The 24,883-nt window shown below is 65.9% G+C and carries 20 protein-coding genes and 1 pseudogene; 6 read left to right on the top strand and 15 right to left on the bottom strand.

Going from position 1 to position 24,883, the window contains the following annotated elements; translation table 11 throughout:
- Nucleotides 1–23: 23 nt before the first annotated feature.
- Nucleotides 24–785 carry an SDR family oxidoreductase gene (locus tag QX039_RS08815; RefSeq protein ID WP_315741174.1) on the bottom strand — a complete coding sequence of 254 codons (762 nt, stop codon included), beginning with the start codon at nt 783–785 and terminating at the stop codon, nt 24–26.
- Between the two features lie 168 nt (nt 786–953).
- Here QX039_RS08815 and QX039_RS08810 point away from each other — a divergent pair, with 168 nt between their 5' ends.
- Genes QX039_RS08810 through QX039_RS08790 form a run of 5 tightly spaced genes read left to right on the top strand, consistent with a single transcriptional unit; the run spans nt 954 to nt 6,681 of the window.
- A complete protein-coding gene (locus tag QX039_RS08810; protein ID WP_315741173.1) occupies nt 954–1,781 on the top strand; it encodes an alpha/beta hydrolase in 828 nt (275 codons plus the stop codon).
- On the top strand, nt 1,781–3,067 hold the full coding sequence (locus QX039_RS08805; protein WP_315773055.1) for an acyl-CoA dehydrogenase family protein: 1,287 nt from the start codon (nt 1,781–1,783) through the stop codon (nt 3,065–3,067). Before QX039_RS08810 ends, QX039_RS08805 begins: the two co-directional genes overlap by 1 nt.
- Before the next feature lie 2 nt (nt 3,068–3,069).
- Nucleotides 3,070–4,584 carry a class I adenylate-forming enzyme family protein gene (locus QX039_RS08800; RefSeq protein WP_315773054.1) on the top strand — a complete coding sequence of 505 codons (1,515 nt, stop codon included), beginning with the start codon at nt 3,070–3,072 and terminating at the stop codon, nt 4,582–4,584.
- A gap of 19 nt (nt 4,585–4,603) precedes the next feature.
- Nucleotides 4,604–5,698, top strand: a complete 1,095-nt coding sequence (locus QX039_RS08795) for an NAD/NADP octopine/nopaline dehydrogenase family protein (protein WP_315773052.1) — start codon at nt 4,604–4,606, stop codon at nt 5,696–5,698.
- Nucleotides 5,695–6,681: a 3-hydroxybutyryl-CoA dehydrogenase gene (locus QX039_RS08790; protein WP_315773051.1), complete on the top strand. Its 987-nt coding sequence runs from the start codon at nt 5,695–5,697 to the stop codon at nt 6,679–6,681. Before QX039_RS08795 ends, QX039_RS08790 begins: the two co-directional genes overlap by 4 nt.
- Nucleotides 6,682–7,736: 1,055 nt before the next feature.
- On the opposite strand, the gene QX039_RS08785 is transcribed toward QX039_RS08790, so the two are convergent.
- The 6 genes from QX039_RS08785 to QX039_RS08760 form a co-directional block, all read right to left on the bottom strand.
- On the bottom strand, nt 7,737–8,783 hold the full coding sequence (locus QX039_RS08785; protein ID WP_315773050.1) for a peptidase M29: 1,047 nt from the start codon (nt 8,781–8,783) through the stop codon (nt 7,737–7,739).
- Between the two features lie 33 nt (nt 8,784–8,816).
- Nucleotides 8,817–9,578 carry an ABC transporter permease gene (locus QX039_RS08780; protein ID WP_315773049.1) on the bottom strand — a complete coding sequence of 254 codons (762 nt, stop codon included), beginning with the start codon at nt 9,576–9,578 and terminating at the stop codon, nt 8,817–8,819.
- Nucleotides 9,575–10,351, bottom strand: coding sequence for an ABC transporter permease (locus QX039_RS08775; protein ID WP_315773047.1), 777 nt, complete (start codon nt 10,349–10,351; stop codon nt 9,575–9,577). The genes QX039_RS08780 and QX039_RS08775 overlap by 4 nt, the downstream gene beginning before the upstream one ends.
- Complete coding sequence (locus QX039_RS08770) at nt 10,348–11,193, bottom strand: ABC transporter ATP-binding protein (protein WP_315773045.1); 846 nt, start codon at nt 11,191–11,193, stop codon at nt 10,348–10,350. The genes QX039_RS08775 and QX039_RS08770 overlap by 4 nt, the downstream gene beginning before the upstream one ends.
- Before the next feature lie 288 nt (nt 11,194–11,481).
- The gene (gene ilvD / locus QX039_RS08765; RefSeq protein WP_315773043.1) at nt 11,482–13,188 is read right to left on the bottom strand and encodes a dihydroxy-acid dehydratase; all 1,707 of its coding nucleotides are present in this window, start codon (nt 13,186–13,188) and stop codon (nt 11,482–11,484) included.
- 24 nt (nt 13,189–13,212) lie between these two features.
- The gene (locus QX039_RS08760; protein ID WP_315773042.1) at nt 13,213–14,190 is read right to left on the bottom strand and encodes an ABC transporter substrate-binding protein; all 978 of its coding nucleotides are present in this window, start codon (nt 14,188–14,190) and stop codon (nt 13,213–13,215) included.
- 291 nt (nt 14,191–14,481) lie between these two features.
- On the opposite strand from QX039_RS08760, the gene QX039_RS08755 reads away from it, so the two are divergent.
- Nucleotides 14,482–14,832 (top strand): RidA family protein, encoded by a 351-nt coding sequence (locus QX039_RS08755; protein WP_315741101.1) that lies wholly within the window; start codon nt 14,482–14,484, stop codon nt 14,830–14,832.
- 20 nt (nt 14,833–14,852) lie between these two features.
- On the opposite strand, the gene QX039_RS08750 is transcribed toward QX039_RS08755, so the two are convergent.
- The 8 genes and pseudogenes from QX039_RS08750 to QX039_RS08715 form a co-directional block, all read right to left on the bottom strand.
- Nucleotides 14,853–15,089, bottom strand: a complete 237-nt coding sequence (locus QX039_RS08750; RefSeq protein WP_315741100.1) for a hypothetical protein — start codon at nt 15,087–15,089, stop codon at nt 14,853–14,855.
- An 86-nt stretch (nt 15,090–15,175) separates the two neighbouring features.
- Nucleotides 15,176–16,552 (bottom strand): sigma-54 dependent transcriptional regulator, encoded by a 1,377-nt coding sequence (locus QX039_RS08745; protein ID WP_315741099.1) that lies wholly within the window; start codon nt 16,550–16,552, stop codon nt 15,176–15,178.
- Nucleotides 16,553–16,564: 12 nt separating this feature from the next.
- Nucleotides 16,565–18,367 (bottom strand): ATP-binding protein, encoded by a 1,803-nt coding sequence (locus QX039_RS08740; protein ID WP_315741098.1) that lies wholly within the window; start codon nt 18,365–18,367, stop codon nt 16,565–16,567.
- A gap of 155 nt (nt 18,368–18,522) precedes the next feature.
- Entirely contained in the window at nt 18,523–19,845 is a 1,323-nt protein-coding gene (locus QX039_RS08735) for an NAD(P)/FAD-dependent oxidoreductase (RefSeq protein WP_315741097.1), read from the bottom strand.
- Nucleotides 19,846–20,146: 301 nt separating this feature from the next.
- Entirely contained in the window at nt 20,147–21,475 is a 1,329-nt protein-coding gene (locus tag QX039_RS08730; protein WP_315741096.1) for a dicarboxylate/amino acid:cation symporter, read from the bottom strand.
- Between the two features lie 581 nt (nt 21,476–22,056).
- Nucleotides 22,057–22,344, bottom strand: a pseudogene (locus QX039_RS08725) (methyl-accepting chemotaxis protein); the annotation flags it as partial.
- Nucleotides 22,345–22,399: 55 nt separating this feature from the next.
- Complete coding sequence (gene galE / locus QX039_RS08720) at nt 22,400–23,413, bottom strand: UDP-glucose 4-epimerase GalE (RefSeq protein WP_315741095.1); 1,014 nt, start codon at nt 23,411–23,413, stop codon at nt 22,400–22,402.
- 133 nt (nt 23,414–23,546) lie between these two features.
- Nucleotides 23,547–24,857 carry an alpha/beta hydrolase gene (locus QX039_RS08715; RefSeq protein WP_315741094.1) on the bottom strand — a complete coding sequence of 437 codons (1,311 nt, stop codon included), beginning with the start codon at nt 24,855–24,857 and terminating at the stop codon, nt 23,547–23,549.
- Nucleotides 24,858–24,883: the final 26 nt, after the last annotated feature.

Raw genomic sequence — 24,883 nt, 5'->3', positions numbered from 1 at the left:
ATCTTATCGTTGGGCGTTACGGTCTACACCTCGCCGCCGGCCACAGCGATCGCCTGTCCCGTGATCGCACCGGCACCGCTGCCGCACAGCCACAGCACGGTATCAGCAACTTCCTGCGGCATGATGAGCCGCCCCTGCGGATTATGCTTGGCAAGCTCGGCGATCGCCTGCTCCCGGCTGCGGCCGGTCTTCTTCATGATGTTGTCCACGCTGTCGGCGACGAGATCCGTATCGGTGAAGCCTGGGCAGACTGCGTTGACTGTCACGCGCGTCGCAGCCAGCTCCAGCGCGAGCGAGCGCGTCAGGCCGACGACAGCATGCTTCGCTGCGGTGTAGGCGCTGACGTAAGGATAGCCCTTGAGCCCTGCCGTGGACGCGACCGCAACGACGCGGCCATAGGACTTTGCCCTCATCGCCGGCAGCACTGCCTGCACGGCATGCACGACACCCATGAAATTGATGTCGATCATGCGACGGAACAGCGCGGCATCCGATTTCAGGAACGGGGCGGACTCGGCACTTCCGGCATTGGCAATCAGGATGTCGATCGGCTGGCGCGCAACAGCGGCGGCAACGGCCGCGTTCAGCGCGGCCTGATCGGCAACATCGGCAATGGCGGCGTAATCGGCGCAGCCGGCTGCGATCGCCTCATCGAGCGTTGCGCCGTTGCGCCCGACGATCGTCACGGTTGCGCCGGCAAGCTTCAGGGCTTGCGCGATCTCGCGGCCGATGCCGCGTCCGCCGCCCGTCACCATCGCATGCGCAGCTGCAGGCAATCCCGACACGCGCGCCTCCTCATCTCTTGCAATACGATCGCGGCCTCGAAGTTATTTTAAACTTCAAATTTTTGCAACAACACGCCCGAAGCGCCTTGACACCCCGGTTGCCGCGACTAGCGTTCAAGGGCCTGGAGCGAGCAGCGTAGCGGTATCAGGCATATCTCGGAGGTCTGCGTGCCTGCGTCGCAAATCACCACCACGAAGGACGGCCGCTTCGGCTACGAGGCATCGGGGGCGCCCGAGCGGCAGACCGTGGTGTTCCTGCACGGCATCGGCGGCGCGGCACGCGCCTGGCGCGGTCAGCTCGACTATTTCGGCGAGCGCCGCCATGCGGTGGCCTGGGACATGCCAGGCTATGGCCAATCCGCCCGGCTCGAGACGGCCAGCATCACCACGCTCGCCGCTGCGCTTCAAGATTTCCTGAGCCAGATCGGCGCCAAGCAGCCGATCCTCGTTGGTCATTCCATCGGCGGGATGATCGTACAGGAATGGTTGACGACGCATCCGCAGGCCGCGTCGGCCGTGGTGTTGGCTCAGACCAGCCCGGCCTTCGGCAAGGCCGACGGCGACTGGCAGAAGTCGTTCATCGAGGCGCGTCTCGGACCGCTCGATCGGGGCGCGACGATGGCGTCGCTGGCGCCGGACCTGGTCAAGGAGTTGGTCGGCGACGATCCCGATCCGCGCGGCCTTGAAATTGCAGCCTCCTGCATGGCCGGTGTACCCGAGGCAAGCTATCGCACCAGCATGCTGGCCCTGCTCGGTTTCGACCGGCGACAAGCCTTGAAGGACATCAAGGTGCCGACGCTGGTGCTCTCGGGCTCGAAGGATCGCAACGCGCCGGCGCCGATGATGGAGAAGATGGCGAGCTTCATTCCCTCGTCGGACTACGTCGAACTTCAGGGCGCCGGCCATCTCGTCAATCTCGAACGGCCCGGCGAGTTCAACGCCGCACTCGATACGTTCCTGACGACACATGCAACACCAGCGACAGCGGAGAGATGATGACGATCCCGGTCCAGAAGACGGCGATGGCCTCCGGCGAAGCCCTCGATGCGCCGATGTTCGATCCGGCCCCATATCGGCTCACGGCCGAGCAGGCCGACATCATCACACGGGCCCGGGAACTCGGACAGAGCGTGCTGGCGGGCCGCGCCGCGACCTGGGATCGCGAGGCGAGCTTTCCGACTGAGAACTACAAGGACCTGCATCGCGCGGGCCTGCTCGGCATCTCCGTTCCCAAGGCTCTCGGCGGCCTCGGCGCGGGCTACCAGACCTATGCACTCACCGCCGCCGAGATCGGCCGCTATTGCGGCGCCACCGCGCTGACCTGGAACATGCACGTTTGCTCGACCTTATGGTCCGGACCGCTCGCCGACGATCTCGACATGGACGAGGACGTCCGCGCCGAGCACGAGCGGCGGCGCGCGATCCACTACAAGCGCATCGTCGACGACGGCGCGATCTATTCGCAGCCCTTCTCGGAGGGTGGCGCGGCGGCAGCGGGCGGCGTCGCGTTCGGTACTGAGGCCAAGCCGGTCAAGGGCGGCTGGCTGGTCAGCGGCAAGAAGATCTTCGCCTCGCTCGCCGGACACGCGGACTATTATGGTGTGCTATGCACCGAGGTCAGCGAGGGCGAGAAGGCATCCCGCCGCAACACGCTCTATCTCGCGGTGCCGGCGAAAACGGAGGGCGTCTCAGTCGTCGGCGACTGGGATCCGCTGGGCATGCGCGGCACGGTGTCACGCACGCTGCTTTTCAAGGATGTCTTCGTCGAGGAGGACGCCGCCTTGATGCCGCGCGGCGTCTATTTCCAGGCGGCGATGCGCTGGCCGCACATGTTCATGACGTTGTCGCCGACCTATATGGGGCTGGCGCAGGCTGCGTATGACTTCACCGTCAGATATCTGCGCGGCGAGGTGCCGGGCATGCCGCCGGTCAAGCGGCGGATGTACCCGACCAAGCAGATCGCGGTCGCGCAGATGCAGATCAAGCTGGAGCAGATCAAGGGAATCTGGTTCCAGGCCGTCACCGAGGCGCGAGCCAATCCGAGCAAGGAGCAGGTGCTGCGCGCCTATGCGGCGCAGTACTCGGTGATGGAGGGGGCCAATGATCTGGCGGCGCTCGCCATCCGCACATGCGGTGGACAATCGATGCTGAAGACGCTGCCGCTGGAGCGCATCTATCGCGACAGCCGTTGCGGCTCCCTGATGCTGCCCTGGACCGCCGAATTGTGCCTCGACCGCATCGGCCGCGAGGCACTGTACGAGCCCGGCGAGACGGACGACTGAGCGTGGACCTCTGCAGCCTGATCGAGCGCAACGCGGCGTTCACGCCGGACAAGCCGGCGATCCACTTCGAAGGCAGGACGCTGAGCTATGCCGATTTCAGCGAGCGCATAGCGCGGACAGCGCGGGCGCTGAAATCCGAGTTCAGCGTCGGACGCGGCGACCGCGTCGCGATTTTGAGCCTCAACCGGCCGGACTATCTGGTCTTGCTCTATGCCTGTGCGCGACTCGGCGCGATCCTGGTGCCGCTGAACTGGCGGCTGGCGGTGGCCGAGCAGGTCTTCATTCTCTCGGATGCTGCCGCCAAGGTGCTGGTGCTGGAGCAGGCCTTTGCGCCGGTGCTGCCGGCGCTCGCCGAGAGCCATCCGGAGACCGTGCCGGTCGGCATCGACTTTGCGCCGTCGAGCGGATTGCAGATCGACGATCTGCTGGGCCGCGGTCACGGCGATGATCGCAACCCGCACATCGACCTCTCCTGCCCGCTGCTGATCGTCTACACCTCGGGCACCACGGGCCGGCCGAAGGGCGCGGTGCTGCGCCAGGAGGCGTTGCTGTGGAACGGGGTGATGAGCCAGCACATGCATGGCCTCACCTCCGACGATCACGTGCTGACGGTGCTGCCGCTGTTCCACGTCGGCGGCCTCAACATCCAGACCACGCCGGCGCTGCATCACGGCGCCACCGTTACGCTGCACGCCCGCTTCACGCCGGATTCGACACTGGCGGCGATCGTCAACGAACGGCCGACTTTGACCGTGCTGGTGCCGGCAACCATTCAGGCCGTCACCGAGCATCCCGATTGGAACGCGACGGACCTGTCCTCGCTGAGAGCTGTTGCGACCGGATCGAGCATCGTGCCGCCGGCGCTGATCGAACGCATCACCGCACGCGGCGTGCCGGTGCTGCAGGTCTACGGCTCGACCGAGACCTGTCCGATCGCGGTCTACACACGGCTCGGCGGCGACCTCTCGCGCGCAGGCTCCACCGGCCTGCCCGGGCTGTGCTGCGAAGCCAAGATCATCGACAAGGACGGCGACGAGCTTTCGGCGGGCAAAGCGGGCGAGATCGCCGTGCGCGGGCCCAATCTGTTCTTCGAATATTGGGGCAACGCCAAAGTCACGCAGCAGGCGATCCATGACGGCTGGTACCGCACCGGCGACATCGCCCAGCGCGATGCGGAGGGGAACTTCTTCGTGCTCGAGCGCAAGAACAACATGATCATCTCCGGCGGCGAAAACGTCTATCCGGCCGAGATCGAGCGCGTGCTCGGCGAGCATCCCGACGTCGTCGAATGCGGCGTGATCGGCCGGCCCGATCCGCGCTGGGACGAGGTGCCGGTAGCGTTCGTCGTCAAGCGCCAGGGCTGCGCGCTCGATGCGGACACCTTGCGCGCGCATCTGCAGGCGCAGCTCGCGCGCTTCAAGGTGCCGCGCGACATCGTGTTCGTCGACGACCTGCCGCGCACTGCGCTCGGCAAGGTGCAGCACCATCTGCTGCGCCAGATCGATGGCCCCAAATGATCGGCATGGAGACGCGCTCTTGAAAATTGCAGTGCTTGGCGGCGGCAACGGCTCCTTTGCAGCGGCAGGCGATTTCGCGCTCGGAGGTCACGAGGTCCGGCTGTGGCGCCGCGATGTGGACGCTGTCGCGCAGCATCGCGCGGCGGGCTCGACGATCATCGTCAAGGACGTCAATGGCCGTCATGAGGCCAGGCTGGCGCTGGTCACGACGGATATCGGCGAGGCCGTCTATGGCGCCGAGCTGATCCTCTGCCCGGCACCGGCCTTCGCGCAGGCAGCCATCGCGCACCAACTTGCGCCGCATCTCGTCGACGGTCAGGTCGTGTTCCTGCCGCCGGCGACCTTCGGCACGATGATCTTCGCGGCGGCCGCGCGTGATGCCGGCAATCAAGCCAACGTCAGCTACGCCGAGACCGGCACGCTGCCCTGGCTGACGCGCAAGCACGGCCCGTTCGAGGTCGCGATCACCATCCGGGCCAAGCGGCTGCCGGTCGGCGTGTTTCCTTCGAAGACGGCCGAGCACGCGCTGGCTGTGATCGGCCGCGCCTTCCCCGACGTGATCGAGCCCTGTGGCGACGCGCTGTCGGGCGCGCTGATGAATGCCGGCTGCATCATCCATCCGCCGCTGATCGTGATGAATGCAGGTCCGATCGAGCATTTCGAGCGCTGGGACATCCACAAGGAGGGCACGCAACCTTCGATCCGCCGCGTCACCGATGCGCTCGATGCGGAGCGGATTGCGGTGCGCGAAGCGCTCGGCTACGGCGCGCCACATTTTCCGCTGGCGCATCACTACGCCAGGGAGGGCGAGATCTGGATGTATGGCCGCGGCTCGCATGACCGGCTCACCGATTCCGGCGACTGGCGCGAGCAGCTCGTGCTGACGCAGCACCGCTACATGCGCGAAGATCTCAGGCTCGGCCTGTCGTTCCTGATCTCGGCCGCCGAGCTGAGCGGCACGCCGACGCCGCTCGCCCGCGCCTTCCTGGCCATCGGCGGTGCGATCTGCGGCGAGGATTTCGTGGCAACGGGGCGCACGCTCGCCCGCCTCGGCCTTGGTGGTCTCGACCGGACCGCGCTGCAGGCGCTGCTGCGTGATGGATTTGCTCAATGAGCGCGCGCGGTCATATCGCCTGCCTCGGCGCCGGCCGCATGGGCCGCGGCATCGCCGTGGCCTTCGCCTATGCCGGCCATCCCGTGACGATGATCGACATCAAGTCGCGCAGGCCGGAGGAGTTCGCCGGGCTCGAGCGCGACGCGCTCGGCGAGGTCGGCGCGACGTTCGCGACCTTGGCGCGGCTCGGGATGCTGCAAGCCGCCGATGCCAAAAAGCTGATGGGCAAAATCACCGTCGCGCCGGCCAGCGCGAGCGGCGATGTGCTGGCGCAGACGACCCTGGTGTTCGAGGGCGTGCCGGAGATCGTGGACCTCAAGCGCGAGGTGCTCGGGGCAGCGTCGCGCGCGGTCGCGCCCGACGTGATCATCGCCTCGACGACCTCGACGATCCTGGTCGACGATCTCTCCGGTGCGGTGGAGCGGCCTGAGCGCTTCCTGAATGCGCACTGGCTCAACCCGGCCTATCTGATCCCGCTGGTCGAGATCTCGCCGGGCCAGGCGACGGATCCCGATGTCACGGCGCGGCTGAAGGCACTGCTCGAAGGCATCGGCAAGGTGCCGGTGGTCTGCGCGGCCACGCCGGGCTTCATCGTGCCGCGCATCCAGGCGCTCGCCATGAATGAGGCGGCGCGCATGGTCGGCGAAGGGGTCGCCAGCGCCGAGGAGATCGACAAGGCGATCCGCTACGGCTTCGGCTTCCGCTACGCCGTGCTCGGCCTGCTCGAATTCATCGACTGGGGCGGCGGCGACATCCTCTACTACGCCAGCCGCTATCTCGAGGGCGCGCTCCACAGCGACCGCTATCGCGCGCCCGACGTGATCGAGCGCAACATGGCAGAGGGCCGCATCGGCCTGCGCACCGGCGCCGGATTCCTCGATTATTCCGGTATGGATGTCGCAGCCTATCGCGAGCAGCGGCTCGGCGCGCTGGTCGACATGCTGCGGCATTTCAAGCTCGCCCGGCCGCCGGTTGTGGATTGAGCACGCAGCGAGGCTGATCGTCGCGTGGCGCATAGCCGTAGGGTGGGCAAAGGCGCGCAGGCGACACTGCGCGCCTCATGCTGCGCTCCATCGCGCGCCGTGCCCACCATGTCGCTCCGCATGCCTGGATGCACGGTGGGCACGCAACCGCCCTGCGGGCGGCTGCTTTGCCCACCCTACAGCGGTGTCGCTGCCGGCCCTTTGCGGGTATCAACTGCAACTGCATCAACAAACTCCGCCGTCGTCCCGGCGAGCGCCGGGACCCATAACCCCAGGGAGGAGTTTGGGGACGCGCGTCGATCATCTCGCAAAACAATGACTGCCGCGGAGTATGGATCCCGGGTCGGCGCCGCGACGCGCTTTGCGCGTCACGGCTTGCCCAGGACGACAATGGTGGGGGGATCGGATACACGGGTCAAACAGCGGGCGGCATGACGTCTCGTTCTCGCGGCGCATTTGCGCCCGAGCGTTGCGATCAGTTCGTCCCTCTTCAAATGCAGAGGGCGCAGGGAATGCCGGGTGAAGGCCTCACCCGTGGCCCGCCTGCGAAGAAGAATGCAGGCGGCAGGTACCACAGGTGCAGCCGAACACTCCGGCATTCCCTGCGCGATGGGCTTCACGCTTATACGCAGTCTCCCTGGTGCGCCGGGCTTGTTGGCCACCATGGCGACAATGCGCTTTAGGCGCATTGCGCTGGACACCAGCTTCGGGGTGTCAGGACGCTGCGACTTCACGTCCGCAATCGATCGTTCGTCGGCGCCCTCGCGAGAGGACGCTGCGATCTCTCGCGGCCATCGCTCCCCGCCTCGCGTGTCGTGACGATCGCGCGCAACGCCCCTCCGCAGTGAGGCGGGATGGCGAGAGAGAACCACAATTTCCGGAAAATGGCAAGTGAATTATTTTTTTCAGAACTCGCTCGACACAATTCTGCATCGCGGACGCTTCGCCATTGTGGGGCGACCTGCCCCTCATGTGACGGTGCGCTCCCCTCCCCCTTGCGGGGAGGGGAGTAGACTGCCGCCGTGGCGCCCACTCGCGAGCGACGACCCGGAGAATTACCCGAACACGTCCTGCAGCACGCCGTCCTTGATCACGGCCACACCGTCCAGTTCGATCGTGGTGCCCATCATCGGCAGGTCAAAATGCCCGGCCGTGTAGCGGCCGGCGAATTCGTTGGCGCCGGTGGAGAACAGGAAATTGCCGGGAACGGCGCGCAGCTCGGTGCCGTTGGTGTCGCGCTGGTCGTACATGGTCAGCGCCTCGTAACGCGCGCCGGGGTTCATGCCCCAGCCGACATGCGACACCGCATAGGCCTCGCGGTCGCCCCAGGAGGCGAGATAGGAACGCATCATCGCGGCATCGGCGCCCTCGCCGTCCAGCCCGGTGACGTAGTCGTCGCAGAGGGTCATCGTCACCGGTGAGGTGAGATAGCGCTTGAAGGTGAGGTTGATGTCGCCGGGCGCCATCACGATGGTGCCGTTGACCGATTTGCTCCTGGGGAAGCTGACGACGATGCCGCCCGGCCAATGCGCGAGCGTGCCGGGACGGTCGGTCCAGCCCCAGACGCCGACGGTGGAGGCGCCCTCCATGATCACGTCGAGATCGGTGCCGGCCTTCGAGGTCACGCGCATCCGCTTGGTGCCGCGCAGCATCTTGGCGGCGGCGCGCACCCGCTTCTCGAGCGCCGAGTCCGGCACCATGCGCTCGAGCGCCTCGGGATGCTCGTTGGAGATCACGAGAATGCGCGCGCCGGCTTTCAGGATCTCCGGCGTCTCCACCGCATGCATCAAGCCTTCGATGGTGCAGTCGACGACGAAGCCGGCCTGCTGCAGCGCTGAGACCACCGGCCCGAGCTTGCCGATCGCCTCCGACGCACCGGTCGAGCGCACCGGCACCGGATGGCGGTTGCGCGGGGTCGGCACAACGACATGGAACGGACGCGCCCCCATCCGCAACAGCGCCAACTCCGCAAGGTGGACGTTGAGGGCGCGCGACTGCGTTTCCGACAGGATCGCGGCGGTGTCACCCGCCTTGACGGCACAGCGCTCGAAGATCTCGCAGAATGCGTCGATCCATTTCGCCTCGATGCGATCCGCCAGCATGGTACGTTCTCCCGATTGTTGTTGGTGTTGTTATCAGACTGAGGGGAAGCCGCGCAGCAGATACGCGCGCAGGCCCTGCAACAGGCCGTTGAGAATGAGGCCCAGCAGCGAGATCGTGATCAGCGGCACGAACATGTCGACAGCCTGGAAGGTGCGCGCGGCGGTCACCAGCACGTGACCGAGCCCGTCGGTCGAGGTGATCATCTCGGCCAGGAACACGACGATGCAGGAGATCACGAGGCCGATGCGGCAGCCGGTCAGGATCGACGGCATCGCGGCCGGCAGCACCACCTTCCACAAGACGTCGCGCGGCGGCGTGCCGGCGGCGAGCGCCGACCAGATCAGCTTCTGCTCGACGGTCGTCGCGCCGTAGTAGGTCGACAGCAGAATCGGAAACAGCGCATCCGCGGCCACCAGCATGATCTTGGATTCGTGGCCGAAGCCGAGCAGCAGCAGGAACGCCGGATAGAGCGCGACCTTCGGCAGCGGCGCCAGCACGCGCACGATCGGCTTGACGGCGGCATTGACAGGCGGGCTCACTGCGGCGGCAATTCCCAGGGAAACACCGAGCACCACGGCGATCGCAAAGCCGGCGAACAGCCGGAACAGCGTTGCCGCGATGTCCTGCTGAAACGTGACACTGGTGAGCTGCTGGCCCATCCGCAAAAACACCTGCCCCGGCGGCGGCAGCAGGGTCGGCGGCGCATAGCCGAACGACACCAGCCCCTGCCACAGCAGCAGGACCAGCACGATCGGCGCGGCGCCAAGGAGGATGTCGTTGGAGGTGCGCGTCATGAGAAGCTCAGCGGCATGTCGAACTGCGGCTCGGACCAGCGCACCAGCCAGCGCCTGACGACCTCGAACGCCGCATCGAGGCAGATGCCCATGGCGCCGATGATGATGATCATCGCGAACACCGTGTCGTACTGGCCCATGTCGAGCGCGTTGAACAGGATGTTGCCGGCGCCGGATTGCCGCGCGATCATCTCGCTCGTCACCATCGTGATCAGCGCCAGCACGATTCCAGTGCGGCAGCCGGTGAGGATCTCCGGAAGCGCCGCGGGCAGGACAATGCGCAGCAGGCGCTCGCCGGCCGAGAGCCCCATCGCCGCGCCCGACCACAGCATCTTCTCCTCGACCGCCTTGGCGCCCTCGAAACTGTGGTAGATCACCGGAAGGCTGACGCCGAGGAAGATCACCAGCGTCTTGGAGATGTCTCCGACGCCGAGCCACAGCATGATGATCGGCATCAGCGCCGCCTTCGGCACCGGGTAGATCAGCATCAGCAGCGGGTTGAAGAAGGCGGCGGTCGACCGGCTGCGCCCCATCAGCAACCCGAGCGGAATCGAGAACGCAAGCGCCAGTGCGAAGCCGATCGCCATCCGCCGCAGCGAGGCCAGGATGTTGATCAGGGAGTCCTTGTCGGTGAGGATCGGCGGGATCGCACGCAGCGATTCCAGCGCGGTCGGAAAGCTGTCGTTCTTCAGTCCGAGCGAGGCGAGCTGCCACGCCAGCAGCAGACCGCAGCAAGCCAGCACCGGCGCGAGCGGCTTCAGCAGGCCGTTCATGACGGCAGCTCGTTGTCACCGGAATCGTCGAACATGCGCTCGATGTCGACGATGTATTTCTGGTAGCGCGGGTCCAGCAGAAGCTCCTCGCGGCGTCGAGGGCGCGGCAGGTCGATGTCGATCACCTCGCGGATGCGGCCAGGCGAGCGCGACATCATCACGACCTTGTCGGACAGGAACACGGCTTCCTCGACCGAGTGGGTCACGAACAGCACCGTCTTGCGGTCGCGCTCCCAGATGTCGAGCAGGTCGTTCTGCAGCCGCGTGCGCGTATGCGCGTCGAGCGCGCCGAACGGCTCGTCCATCAGCAGCACCTCCGGCCCGTAGGCCAGCGTGCGGGCGAGCGCGACGCGCTGCTTCATGCCGCCGGAGAGCTCCTTGGGATAGAATTTCTCGAAGCCGGTAAGTCCGACCATGGCGAGCAAAGTCCGCGCGAGCGCCTCGGCCTTCGCCGGCTTCTTGCCCTGCTGCAGCGGACCATACATGACGTTGCCGAGCACGCTCTTCCAGGGAAACAGCGCGAACTCCTGGAACACCGGGCCGCGATCGGTGCCGGGACCGCTGATCGGCTTGCCCTTCATCTTCGCCGTGCCTTTGGTGGGGCTGACGAAGCCACCGACGATGTAGAGCAAGGTCGACTTGCCGCAGCCGGAGGGCCCGAGGATGGAGACGAAGGCGCCCTCGCCGACCGAAAGCGAAATGTCCGACAGCGCGGTGTGGTCGCGGCGCGACGACGTCTTGAACACCTGCGACACGTGATCGATCTCGATGATCGGCGTGGCCGCGCGGCGGCCGAGCGGAGCGCCCGCGAGCTGGCCGGGTCGGATCGGGGTCACGCCCATGTCGGCTTCTCTTTCCGATGCAGCACGCTTAGAGGCTCCGTGATATCAGGCATGAAGACTGCCGCAGACGATCGTTTTAAACCACATCCACCGTCATTCCGGGGCAAGGCCGAAAGGCCTTGAACCCGGAATCTCGAGATTGCCTTGCGTCATGCTGAACAAGCTCGAGATTCCGGGTTCAATCCTCGAAGCGCAGCCGCTTCGCGGCTGCGCCTCGACGATTGCCCCGGAATGACGGGGACCTGGAAAGATTAGCAAGAACCCTGCCAATCGTCCCACGCGCGCCGCTCATTGCTGCTCCTGATCGAACCAGGGCCATTCGGCCGGTCCCTCATGCGTGACGGCGCCGAGCGGCGCCTGCCCGACCAATTTCGCATACTTCGCCAGCGCTCCCGCGCGGTGCCGCGGCGGCCGCTGCGTCCAGTGCTTGCGGCGCGAAGCCAGCTCAACGTCATCAAGCAGCACATCGAGCGTGCGCGCCTTCGCATCGATGCGGATCGGATCGCCGTCTTGCACCATCGCCAGCGGACCGCCGACGAAGGCTTCCGGCGAGACATAGCCGATGCACATGCCGCGGGTGGCGCCGGAGAAGCGGCCGTCGGTGATCAGCGCGACCTTCTCGCCCATGCCCTGGCCATAGATCAGCGCGGTGACGCCGAGCATCTCGCGCATCCCCGGACCGCCGACCGGACCCTCGTTGCGGATGATCAGCACCTCGCCCGCCTGATAGTTGCGTGCGCGGACCGCAGCGACGCAGACCTCCTCGTCCTCGAACACCCGCGCGCGGCCCTCGAACACGAGGTTCTTGAGGCCGGCAATCTTGATGACGGCGCCGTCGGGCGCGAGGTTACCCTTGAGGACAGCCACGCCGCCATCCGCCATGATCGGCTTGGCCGGGCTGAACACGATCTCGCCGTCCGGCGGGTTGGCCGAGCCGTATTCATCAGCCAGCGTGCGGCCCGTGACAGTGATGCAGGAGCCGTCGATGTGGCCGCTCTCGATCAGCGCGCGGATCACCACGGCGGCGCCGCCGACGTCGTAGACGTCCTTCGCCGTGTACTTGCCGCCCGGCCTGAGATTGCCGATCAGCGGCGTGCGCGCGAACACCTCACCGACATCGTCGAGGGTGAAGCGGATGCCGGCCTCATTGGCGATCGCCGGCAGATGCAGCGCGGCGTTGGTGGAGCCGCCGGTAGCCGCGACGATGGCCGCCCCGTTCTCCAGCGCCTTCCGGGTCACGATGTCGCGCGGCAGCGGGCCGCCATGCGCGAGCATCTGCATGATCAGGCGTCCGGCCTGCCGCGCGACGTGCGCGCGCTCGGCATAGATTCCGGGGATCATCGAGACGTTGGGCATCGACAGGCCCATCGCCTCCGACAGCATGCCCATGGTGTTGGCGGTGAACTGCCCGGCGCAGGCGCCGATGGTCGGCAGGCAGGTCCGCTCGATGCCTTCGAGCGTCTGTGCATCGATCTCGCCGGTCATGTAGCTGCCGACCGCTTCATACGAGTCGAGCACCGTGAGCGTCCTGCCCCGGTACTTGCCGGGCAGCGCGCTGCCGCCATAGATGAAGATCGACGGAACGTTGCAGCGGACCATGCCCATCATGACGCCGGGCAGGGTCTTGTCGCAGCCGCCGAAGCCGATCAGCGCGTCATAGGCCAGGCCATGGACCACGGCCTCGATGGAGTCGGCAATCAGCTCGCGCGAGAACAGAGAGAACTTCATCCCCTCATGGTTCATGCTGATGCCGTCGGAGACCGAGACGGTGGCGAATTCCCGCGGCGTGCCGCCGGCTTCGGAGACGCCCGTCTTCGCCGCATCGACCTGGAAATCGTGCGTCATGTTGCAGGGCGTCTGCTCGCCCTTCTGGCTAACGACGCCGATCATCGGCTTGGCGATGTCGGCATCGTCCAGCCCCATCGCGCGCATGAAGGCCCGGTGCGGAGCGCGATCGAGCCCTTCCACCGTCACACGCGATCGCAGCTTCCTCATCGACAAGGCTCCGCGTGAAGCCGCCTACTGGATCGGCGCGACGATCGTGGGATGCTTGAACTGGGCGACGTCGAGCTTCGGCAGCATGCCGGTCTCGGCGTAGATGTCGAGCATCTTCTGGATCGCCGGGAAGTTCGGCGCGGCCACCGGATCGCGGCCAAAATCATTGTCCTTCAGCAGATAGGTGTCGATCACGGCGACCGGCGCCTTCATGACCTCCGACACCACCTTCAAGGTCTCGTCGCGATTGGCGAGCGCCTTCTTCATGCCGGTCGTGATGTCGCGGACATAGGCCTTCACCAGCTCCGGGTTCTTGTCGACGAAGTCGGCGCGGCAGGCCTCGAGGATGTGGACGATGTTCGGCATCGCCTCGGACAGCGAGAACAGCTTGCGGGTGCCGCCCTTGGCCTCGGCGCGCGCGGCAAAGGGTTGATTCATATTGACGGCGTCGACACGGCCCTGGCGCAGCGCATCCTCCGACACCGCGAAGCCGACTTCGACCAGCTTGATGTCCTTGGCCGGATCGAGCCCGGCCTGCTTCAGCAGCATGTTGAACGGCCCTTGCGTGCCGCCGCCGATCACGGAAATGCCGACCGTCTTGCCCTTGAGATCGGCGATGGTCTTGATCGGGGAATCGTCCTTGACCGCCCAGTAGACCGAGAAGCCGCCCGGCTTCTCATAGACGTGCTGGGCGACGATGTAGGCCTTGAGGCCGCCGCCGACGACGCCGTTCGCGAGTGACAGCGGCGCCTGCGTGGCGCAGTCGAGCGCGCCGGCGGCGAGCGCCTGCGTCATCGGTGCCGTTCCCTGGAACTGGGTCCATTCGATGTTGTAGGTCTTGCCGAGATCCGGAAATTCGGTCGGCCGCTTCATCATCCAGTATTTGGATTCTTCCGCCGGGATGGTCCAGCCGACGCGGATCGTCTGCTGTGCGAATGTCGGCCCCGCGCTCGTCACCAAAGCCATCGCCGCGAGTGCCGCCAGCATCAACCGTTTCCGCATCACGCCCCTCCGCCCTTTCAAAAAGGAACCTCGCGGAGAATGTTTCATGTCTCAAATATCTGTGCAAGCGCGGAAAACGCCCCGCCTTTGCCTGCCCCATGGGCAAGCCCGCTTTGCAGCGCGACAAGGCCGGGTCATCGTGAAACGCCCCGCGGTCCGTGTGCCGCGGCGCGGTCGACAACGCAAGGTCGCACGCTCCAGGGTGGCGAAAGTGGCCGTTCAGCCGACTGGCGTCGCCGCGTCGCACGCGCTAGGGAGAAGCCCCGAATTGACCTTTTGAGGAGTTCTTCGATGTCGATCCAGCGTTTCGAAATTGGCCCGCGCATGAGCCAGGTCGTCGTTCACGGCAATACCGTCTATCTCGCGGGAGTCGTCGCGCAGAAGACGGCCGGTGAAAGCGTCACCAAGCAGACCGAGGAGATTCTCTCGATCATCGACGGCCACCTCGCCAAGGCCGGCACCGACAAGTCGAAGCTGTTGTCCGCGACGATCTACCTCACCGACATCAAGACCTTCGGCGAAATGAACGCCGTGTGGGATGGCTGGGTCTCGGCCGGCAATACCCCGGCGCGCGCCACGGTCGAAGCCAAGCTGGCTGCGCCGCAATACACCGTCGAGATCATGGTGATCGCGGCGAAATAGGCGCGCTGGGTCGCCGCGCACTAGTCAGTGTCGCGGCGACCAGTATTGCGATTGAGCGGACCACGCCGCTCGCGCATGAGCCCTTCCGGAAGCACCGGCTCGGTGCCGGGCAACGGCTCGGCCCGCACGTCGGCGCCCCACTGCTCCTGCTGGCGGGGCGTCGTTTTGTCCTTGACCTGGTGCGACTGCGGCAGACCGTCCTTGCTGACGGGGTCGTAGGCGCCGGAGCGCAGGTCGCGGGTGTCTCTGCCTGTCATGATCTTTCAACAAGCGGTGTCCAGCATTCGTTCCTGATCGCCGGCATGGAACAGATGCCCTCCTGCCGCCGCAGGACCAGCCACGGTCAGGACTGCGGCCGCAGCGGCGCGCCCTCGCGGACGCCGTCGACCTTCACGGCCAGCCGTTTGATCTTGTCGTAAAGCGTCTGCTTCGGAATGCTCAGCAGCGCCGCAGTCGCCGGCACGTCGCCGAGCTTGCGGCGCAACGCATCCTCGATGATCGAGCGCTCGATGTTCTCCAGCTGCCGTGGCAGCGACAGCTCCGAGGCCGCGGCGCCCGAGCGGTCGAGGACCTTGCGGTCGAGCACACCGAGCACGAAGCGGTCGGCGACGTTGCGCAGCTCGCGCACGTTGCCCGGCCATGAGTAGCCGAGCAGCAGCGACATGGTCTGCTCGTTCACGATCGGCGCGTCGCGCTCGAACCGCTTGGCAGCCTCGAGGGTGAAGTGCTCGAACAGGATCGGGATGTCCTCGCGGCGTTCGCGCAACGGAGGCAGCTCGATGAACGCGACGCCGAGACGATAATACAGATCGGCGCGGAACAGCTTCTGCTCGCTGAGCTCGAACAGATTGGCCTTGCTGGCCGCCACCACGCGGCAATCCACCGCCACAGGCTTGTTGGAGCCGACGCGCTCGACCGAGCGGTCCTGCAACGCCCGCAGCAGCTTCACCTGCACGCTGAGCGGCATGCTCTCGATTTCGTCGAGGAACAGCGTGCCGCCATGGGCATATTCGATCTTGCCGATCCGCTGCTTGGTCGCGCCGGTGAAGGCGCCGGCCTCGTGGCCGAACAATTCGCTCTCGACCAGCGACTCCGGCAGGCCGCCGCAATTCACCGCGACATAGTTGCCGCCGCGCCTGGCGCTGTGAGCGTGCAGGCAGCGGGCGACGACGTCCTTGCCGGTGCCGGTCTCGCCATAGATCGTCACGTCGACATTGGTCGAGGCCAGGGTCGAGACCAGGCGGCGCACCTCCTGGATCTGCGGCGAACGCCCGAGCAGGCTCGCCTCGATGCCCTGGCGGTCGGCGAGCGCCGAGCGCAGCGCGCGGACTTCGAGCGTCAGGCGGCGCTTGTCGAGCGCGCGGCGCACGACGGAGACGAGTTGCTCCGACGAGCACGGCTTCTCGATGAAGTCATAGGCGCCGTTGCGCATCGCTTCCACGGCCATCGAGATATCGCCGTGTCCGGTGACCAGGATGACCGGCAGGTCCGGATCGAGCCGGTGCAGCTCGGACAGCCACTCGGTGCCGCTCTTGCCGCGCAGCCGCACGTCGGAGACCACCACGAACGGCATGTCGGCGCGAACGGTCGTGCCTGCGGCTTCGGCGGAGGCGAACGGCGTGACCGAGAGCCCGGCGAGCTGCAGCGCCTGGACGGCGCCGATGCGGACATCCTCGTCGTCCTCGACATAGATCACGCCGACCGGTTGCTCAGGAGTCATGCGGGAACCTCTTCAATCGGCAAGCGGCAGCAGCACAATGAACTCGGCGCCGGACGGTTCGAGATTCCGCGCCCGCAGCTCGCCGCCGAACGACCGCGCGATGTGATTGGCGATCACGAGCCCAAGTCCGAGACCCTTGCCGGCCGGCTTGGTCGTCACGAAGGGCTCGAACAGGCGCGGCAGGACATCGGCGGCGATCGCTGGGCCGCTGTTGGCGATGGTGATGCGGCACTGGCCCTCCTCACGCACGGCGCGGATGTGGATGGACTTCCGCGCGGCGCCCTCGACGGCATCGAGCGCGTTGGCGATGATGTTGCAGAGCAGTTGCTCGAGCCGGATCTGATCGGCCCTGACATGAAGCTCGGGCGCGAGATCTATGGTGACGTCGACATTGCCGTCCTTCACCCGCGCGCCGAGGATCTTGAGCGTCTCGGACAGCGCCTGCTCGACCGAGACGGCATCGAGCGGCGCGTTCGATTTGTAGGCGAACACGCGCAGCTGGCCGGTCAGGCGCGCCAGCCGGCGGACCAGCTCGCCGATGCGGATGAGATTGCCGCGGGCCTCGCCGATCATGCCGCGATCGACGAATTGCACGGCATTGTCGGAGGCGGTCTGCAGCGCCGCCAGCGGCTGGTTGATCTCGTGCACCATGCCGGCCGACATCTGGCCGAGCACGGCGAGCTTGCCGGCATGGACGAGTTCGTCCTGCGCGGCGCGCAATTCGGCGGTGCGCTCCTGCACCCGCATTTCCAGCCTGTCATTGGCGGCCTGCAGCGCGGCCTGGCTCGCCAGCCGCTGCCGGATCTCGCGGCGTCGCTGCGCCAGCAGGCCGAACGCCAGCAGCGCCACGATGCTGGCGAGACCCGAGAGCGTGCCGATGATCAAGGCCGTCCGCCGGATCGGCGCCTCGTCGTCGAGCAGCAGCAGCTGCCATTGCCGCCCGTTGAGCGGACGCTCGTCGACGCTGTAGACCGCGCCGCGCTCGGTCGCGACCTGGCCGCCGCGATCGGTCCTCTCCATGAAGCTCCAGCCGAGCGGCGCGAGGCTGGAGCTGCCATAGGGCTTGGACGTCGCGATCTCCTCGAGCGCGTCGGCCGAGAGCGGCGTCAACGGGCGGAAACGCCATTCCTCGCGCGAGGCGAGAATGGTGACGCCGCGGGCGTCGACCAGCAGCATGTCGGCACCGCGGTTGCGCCATTCGCGCTCGAAGGCATCGAGATTGACCTTGACGACGGCGACACCGATCGTCCGTCCCTCTTGCTTGACGGCATAGGACAGGTAATAGCCGGCGCGCGCGCTGGTGATGCCGATGCCGAAGAACACGCCGCGACCGGTCGCCAGCGCCTGGCGCATATAGGGGCGGTAGGACAGGTTGCTGCCGACCGGCGTTCCCGGCTGATCGAAGTCGGCGGCGGCGATCGCATCACCGGCGACGGTGAGGACATAGAGGTTGTCGGCGCCGGCCAGCAGGTTGATCGACTTCAGATGCAGGCTGACGCTCTGCTGCAGCGCGCGATCGTCCGGCGTGCCGAGCAGCCGGAAGACATCGGGCGAGGTCTCCAGCAGCGAGGGCAGATATTCGAAGCGCGAGAGGTAGCCGTCGAGCTGCGCGGCCTCGACCGCCAGCCGCTGCTGGGCCGCGGCGTGCCGCTGATCGAGCCCGCGGGAAAAGGCAATGGCATAGCCGAGCCATGCCGCGACGCCGACCAGCGCAGCCGCCATCACTCCGCGAGCGACCCAGCCCGCGCGCCTGCCGACCACCGCGGTGACGTCGGGATGTCCCTCGAGGCCGATCCGGAATGGAAGGTCCGTCATTCCCTTTTCCAGGCCCATCACGTTCCAGGCCCATCACTTCCCAGGCCCGTGTACCGGGCCGCGGCTGCCGTATCCGTAATTGTGCTGCAAGTCTAAGGTCTTGCCGGGCAATAGGCGACAACAAAATCGGCCGGGCCGACGCCAAGGCGCCCTCGTCAGTGCAGCTTGACGTGCGGCTCGGTGCGGCGGGTGATCAGGCGCGCCAGCGTGTCCAGCGACACCTTCGCGAGCCCGTGCAGCGCGTATTCGTGCATCTTGTAGAGCGACAGATACATCATCCGCGCGAACAGGCCTTCGAACACCAGATTGCCGCCGACCAGCGCGCCCATCATCGAGCCGACCGTGCTGAACTCGCCGAGTGACACCAGCGAGCCGAAATCGTGATAGCGGTAGTCCGCCAGCGGCTCGCCTCTGACGAAGCGCGGAATCTGCTTGTAGAGATGCGACGCCTGCTGATGCGCCGCCTGCGCCCGCGGCGGCACGTTGCCGCGCTCGCCCCAGGAGCAGGCCGAGCAGTCGCCGATCGCGAAGACGCGCTCGTCGCGCGTGGTCTGCAGGGTCTGCCTGACCACGAGCTGGTTGATGCGGTTGGTCTCCAGGCCCGCAATGTCCTTCAGGAAGTCGGGCGCCTTGACGCCCGCGGCCCAGACGATCAATTCGGCCGGGATGACACGGCCGTCGGCAAGGCTGACCTTGTCGGCGCCGACCTCGGCGACCTTGGCGCCAACCAGGACCTCGACGCCGAGCTTTGCGAGCAGCTTCTCGGTCTCACGCGAGACCCGCTCAGGCAATGCCGGCAACACCCGGCCCGCGGCCTCGATCAGCGTGATCCTGATGTCCTTCTCGGCGTCGACCTGGTCGAGACCATAGGCCACCACCTCGCGCGTCGTGCGATGCAGCTCCGCGGCCAATTCGACACCGGTCGCGCCGGCGCCGATAATCGCGACCTTCAGCTGGTGCGGCGCGATCGGCGACGACTGCGAATGGACGCGGATGCAGGCGTTGACCATGCGCTCGTGGAAGCGCCTGGCGTCGCGCTGCGATTCCAGCTTGATGGCGTGGTCGACGACGCCGGGCGTGCCGAAATCGTTGTTCTGGCTGCCGATGGAAATGACGAGCACGTCATAGGGGATGGTCCGCTGCGGCGTGACCTCGCGCCCCTCGGCGTCGAGGTAGGGAGCCACCAGCACCTCGCGCTTGTCGCGGTCGAGGCCGATCATGTCGCCGATGCGGTAGTGAAAGCCGTGCCAATAGGCCTGGGCGAGATAGTCGACCTCGTGCGCGGAGATGTCCATGCTGCCGGCCGCGATCTCGTGCAGCTTCGGCTTCCAGACATGGGTACGGTTGCGCTCGACCAGCGTGACGTCGAGCTTGCCCTTGCGGCCGTATCTGTCTCCGAGCCGGGTCGCGAGCTCCAAGCCGCCGGCGCCACCGCCGACGATCACGATGCGAGGAACACCAGACTGCGCAACGGCCATCATCCAATCTCCCCGAGGGTGACCGCGGCGCGACGGAATGACTGCGATGTCACTCCGGCTGCGTCATCACTTCGGCACCGCCGCCCCAGCCAGCGCGACCATGTTCACGATACGCCGTATCGTCGCGATGGTCAGACCATGCCGGCCTTGCGGCACCAGGCAGGATGCCTCCACGGTAAACCCCTGCCCGCCGCCACCTTAGCAGATTATCCGAGATGTTGGCGGCATCGCGATTGGGCAGGGCCGCGGCCGGCGCTACCGACGCTGGAATGCGACAGCAGCGCCCACCGCGACCGCAGGCCTATCCCGTGGTGACTGCGACTTCGACATCGGCGGGATCGATATCGCGATCGAGCGCGATGCGCAGCTTGTCGCGATCGAGCTCGCCTTCCCACCACGCCACGATCACGCAGGCGACGCCGTTGCCGCACAGATTGGTCAGTGCGCGGCACTCGCTCATGAACTTGTCGATGCCGAGCACGATCGCCATGCCCGGAACGAGCTCCGGCCGCACAGCCGCAAGCGTTCCGGCCAGGGTGATGAAGCCGGCGCCGGTGATGCCCGAGGCGCCCTTCGAGGTCAGCATCGCGACCAGCAGGATCGTGATCTGCTCGCCGAAGGAGAGGTGAACGTTCATCGCCTGCGCGATGAACAGCGTCGCCAGCGTCATGTAGATGTTAGTGCCGTCGAGATTGAACGAGTAGCCGGTCGGAACCACCAGGCCGACGACCGGCTTGGAACAGCCGAGCCGCTCCAGCTTCTCCATCATCTGCGGCAGCGCGCTCTCGGATGACGAGGTGCCGAGCACGATCAGCAGCTCGTCCTTGATGTATTTGAGGAACTTGAAGATCGAGAATCCGGCGATGCGGGCGATGATGCCGAGCACGATCACGACGAAAGCGAGTGACGTGAGATAGAAGGTCGCGATCAGGCCGGCGAGGTTGCCGAGCGCCTGCGGCCCGTAGCGACCGATGGTGAAGGCCATGGCGCCGAAGGCACCGATCGGAGCGGCCTTCACCACGAGGGCGATGACGCCGAAGATCGCGTGCGCGGCGTCGTCGATGAAGGCGCGCATCGTATGGCCGCGCTCACCGAGCGTCATCAGGGCGATGCCGAACAGGATCGAGAACAGCAGCACCTGCAGGATATCGCCCTGCGCGAACGCTCCGACCACCGTGTCCGGGATGATGTGAAGCACGAAGTCGACCGACTTCATCTCGCTCGCCTGCTTGGCGTAGTTGGCGACGGCGGCGGTGCCGGCGTTGCTCTGGCCCTGGAACCCTGCCCCCGGCTGAATGAAATTGCCGACGATGAGCCCGAGCGCAAGCGCGAAGGTCGAGACGATCTCGAAATAGATCAGCGCCTTGACGGCAACGCGCCCGACCTTCTTCACCTCGGAGACGTGCGCGATGCCCGACACGACGGTGCAGAAGATGACCGGCGCGATCACCATCTTGATCAGCTTGACGAAGCCGTCGCCCAGCGCCTTGATCCATTCGTTCTTGCCGAGCTCGGGCCAGAGCCAGCCGACGATGACACCGAGCACGATCGCGAACAGGACCTGCACATAGAGGACCCGGTAGAACGGCTTCTGCGGTGGTGCCGCGGCCGCTGTGGTGGTTGCAGACATCGTATCTTCTCTCCCTGATCTTACTCGGTCTATCTCTCTGGTCTGCCTATGACCCGCTTCCGCGCCGGCTCCATTGCATGCCGGAGCAACGTCATGCGTCCGGACGCGGGCCGGGCCGGGGGGCGGACCCGCGAAGCTGCGCAGGCGGAATCGCCTGTCGCCGGATCTCAGGTGAGGGATGGGCTGTGGGCTGGCATCCGGACGTCCCTCGCATCTGTTGTTCTGGAGCTGGCGCTCGTTTGGCGGCTCATTAAGCAGCAATCGTGCCAGCGGAGCGGCGCAGCATGGGGCGCCTGCATGTCCTTCAGTTTGCTACGATTTGTGAACCATCACGCGGCGGGCGGTCAAGGCACAGCGCGCGGTTTGTCTGGACTTCCGGAATTTTGCCGTCGCAGGCACCCGAAACATCGGACGTACCGGCGACATTGTCCCACGGGCGATATCCAGCCCTGCCTGTCGGGCGCTCGACCTGGCTGGGGCGGGAGGGATCGAACCTCCGAATGGCGGGATCAAAAGCTACGGGCGTCCGCTGTAAATCAACGCCAATTCTGAATTTGGCGCAGATTCTAGCCCTAGTACCCGGCGGACAGAACCTGGGATGTGGCGGTTCCGGCATCGACTGCGCCACGCTGTCCATCCGCAATGTTGGCCGAGACCAACTGCATTCCCGCCGCCGCGTGCTGGACATTGCGCGAGATATCCTGCGTGACAGCGCCCTGCTGCTCCACGGCCGATGCGATCGTCGACGAAATCTCCTGCAGCTTCTCGATTGTGATGCCGATCTCGCGGATGGCACCGACCGATTGCTGGGGGGCGGACTGGATGCTCGAGAGCTGCTGGCCGATCTCGCCGGTGGGCCGCGTCGTTCGCGACTTTGACATGGCCGGCAGCCGGAAAGAAGGACGCAACGGCGGCTCCCCTTGGTCAAAGCTCGCGGACCCGGCGAGGATGCGCCTTCGTATGCCATGCCCAGGCTGACCTGATGATCGTATGCAGGTCCGATCGCAATGGGCGGAACTGGAGATCGTCGTTGGCAGCTGTGGGGTCCGCCACCAACGTGGACGGGTCACCGGGGCGACGATCCTTCATCGTTGTGGGCGGCGCAGAACCGGTTTCCCGCTCAATGGCGTGCAACACCTCTTTGACCGAATAACCCTTGCCGGTTCCGAGATTGAACGCTCGTCCGACAATTTTCCTTTCGTTTCTCATCAAGGCATGGATCGCCCTCACATGCGCATCTGCCAAATCGCTGACATGAATGTAGTCCCGGACTGCCGATCCATCGGGAGTATCGTAATCATCCCCGTAGACGGCGAACTCATCCAGGTGTCCCTGAATGACCATCAGCGCCCGCGGAATCAGATGAGTTTCGGGGTCCCGAAGTTCGCCGATGAGCCCGCAATCATCTGCCCCGCAAGCATTGAAATAGCGCAACCGAATCGCGTTGAACCCATATGAAGCCTCGAAGTCCCCGATGATCTGCTCGGCCATCCATTTCGATCTGCCGTATGGATTTACGGCATGCCCTGCTTGGGCTTCTCTGATGGGCATCCTAGGTACTTCGCCATAGACTGCGCCGGTGCTCGAAAAAACAATGTTGGAGCATCCGGCCTTGCGCATGGAGTCGAGCAGCGTCAGCGTGCCGACCACGTTGTTACGATAATATATGTGAGGATGCGATACAGACTCACCCACCAGGCTCGATGCCGCCAAATGAATAACGGCCTGGATCTCAAACTCCCTCAGCGCTGCAACGAGGCTCCGTTCGTCCAGGATGTCCCCCGTAACAAGAGGTCCCCAGTTCACAAACGATCGATGGCCGATCGCAAGGTTGTCGTAGCAGACAGGCTCAAATCCAGCTTCCCTAACTGCCTTGCAACAATGTGCCCCGATGTATCCGGCTCCGCCCGTAACAAGAATCCGCCGCCCAGCACCCATGCAAGAACTCGCTTTCTTCAGCCGCAACCTTCCCGCCTCGCAACCTCAACCAATGCGATCAAATATCGACACGACACCTTTCGATCGATACCATGGGTTATCGTTGTGGTCGACCGGCTTGCTCGAGTCCCGCTCATTCGGGTGACGGCCTCCAACGTGCTGCAGTCGTCGTAGCGATCCACTCAAGGCAACGATCCGGCCAGTTTGCGACCTCGCCGCCATGAATTCCGAGGCCAAAGCCATGGCCGCCGTGATCACAGATCATGGCCTCCACAGGCACGGCCGCCGCGCGCAGCGCCTCAAGATAGACGAAGCTATTCTCTGGCTTGGCGACGGTGTCGTCCCGAGCGTGAACGACAAATGTCGGACAGACGCCTGGCGTGACGGCCCGCTCAAACGAGTAACGTCCGGCCACGGCATCGGATGGAGACTTCCCGAGCAGGGCCTTGCGTGATCCAGCATGGGTAATGGCTCGATCCATTGAGATTACGGGGTAGACCAGGATGGCAAAGGCCGGCGATCCCGCCGACCGCGAGGCCCATGCCACCATATGCCCGCCGGCCGAGAAGCCCATGGCGCCGATCCGATCGGAGCGGATCCCCCACACCGTCGCATGGGCGCGCGTCACTGCCAGCGCTTCGTCGAGATCGGCCATCGGCAACGGCAGGGCGGTGTCCGCCCGATCCGATTGCGGCAGCCGGTATTTCAGGACAAGGCCGGCGATGCCCCGCGCCGCCAGCCAGCGCGCGACGTCATGACCTTCCTTGTCGATGGTGACGCCGGCATAGCCGCCGCCCGGACAGATGACGATCGCCGTTCCGGTCGCGATCCGCCGCTCGGGGAGGAACACCGTCAAGGTCGGCCGGCCGACGACGCGCACCGACCGGTCGGGACGACTGACGCCACGCTCTTCGATCCGATCGGCCATCGCCGATCCGCCGTTCCTGGTGCCCAGCGCCAACTCGATCGGCAGCCGCCCGTCGCCCGTCGTCGTCCACGACGATCCCATCTGCAGGACCCCGCGCAGAACATGCTCGACGCCCTCGATGGCTGGCAGCGCCAACGTCTTGGCAGAAGATGTTTTGGCTGAAGACGCCACTGCATCCAAGCCCACAGCGGCATAGCGGCCACGAACCAGCCGCACGAGGCGCGCAATGCCGGGTTGGGGACTGTCCGTCACGACGGGAATGCCGAACAGGACGCCCAAAACGGCGCCCCAGTTCGCACCGCGCGACGACGGCGCGTAGAGTGCCGCGGGCCGACGGCTACGCAACTGCCAGGCCAGCCGCATCAGGCCGGAGAACCGCGTGAGTCCGGCCGGCCAGAGTTCCGGCGCAAACCAAGTGGGATCGAAACCGTCGCACAAGGTGGCGGCTCGCGCCAGCGATGCCGCGTCGGCATCGTCGAACAGAATTGCCAATCGGAACGGTGTGGGCGCCTTCATCGCCCCGGCCGAAGCGCACGTTGTGC

It is taken from the genome of Bradyrhizobium sp. SZCCHNR1043 (assembly GCF_032489675.1).
Classification (GTDB): Bacteria; Pseudomonadota; Alphaproteobacteria; order Rhizobiales; family Xanthobacteraceae; genus Bradyrhizobium.
The sequence above is the reverse complement of the archived record's forward strand: the minus strand, read 5'-3'. Positions and strand labels throughout refer to the sequence as shown.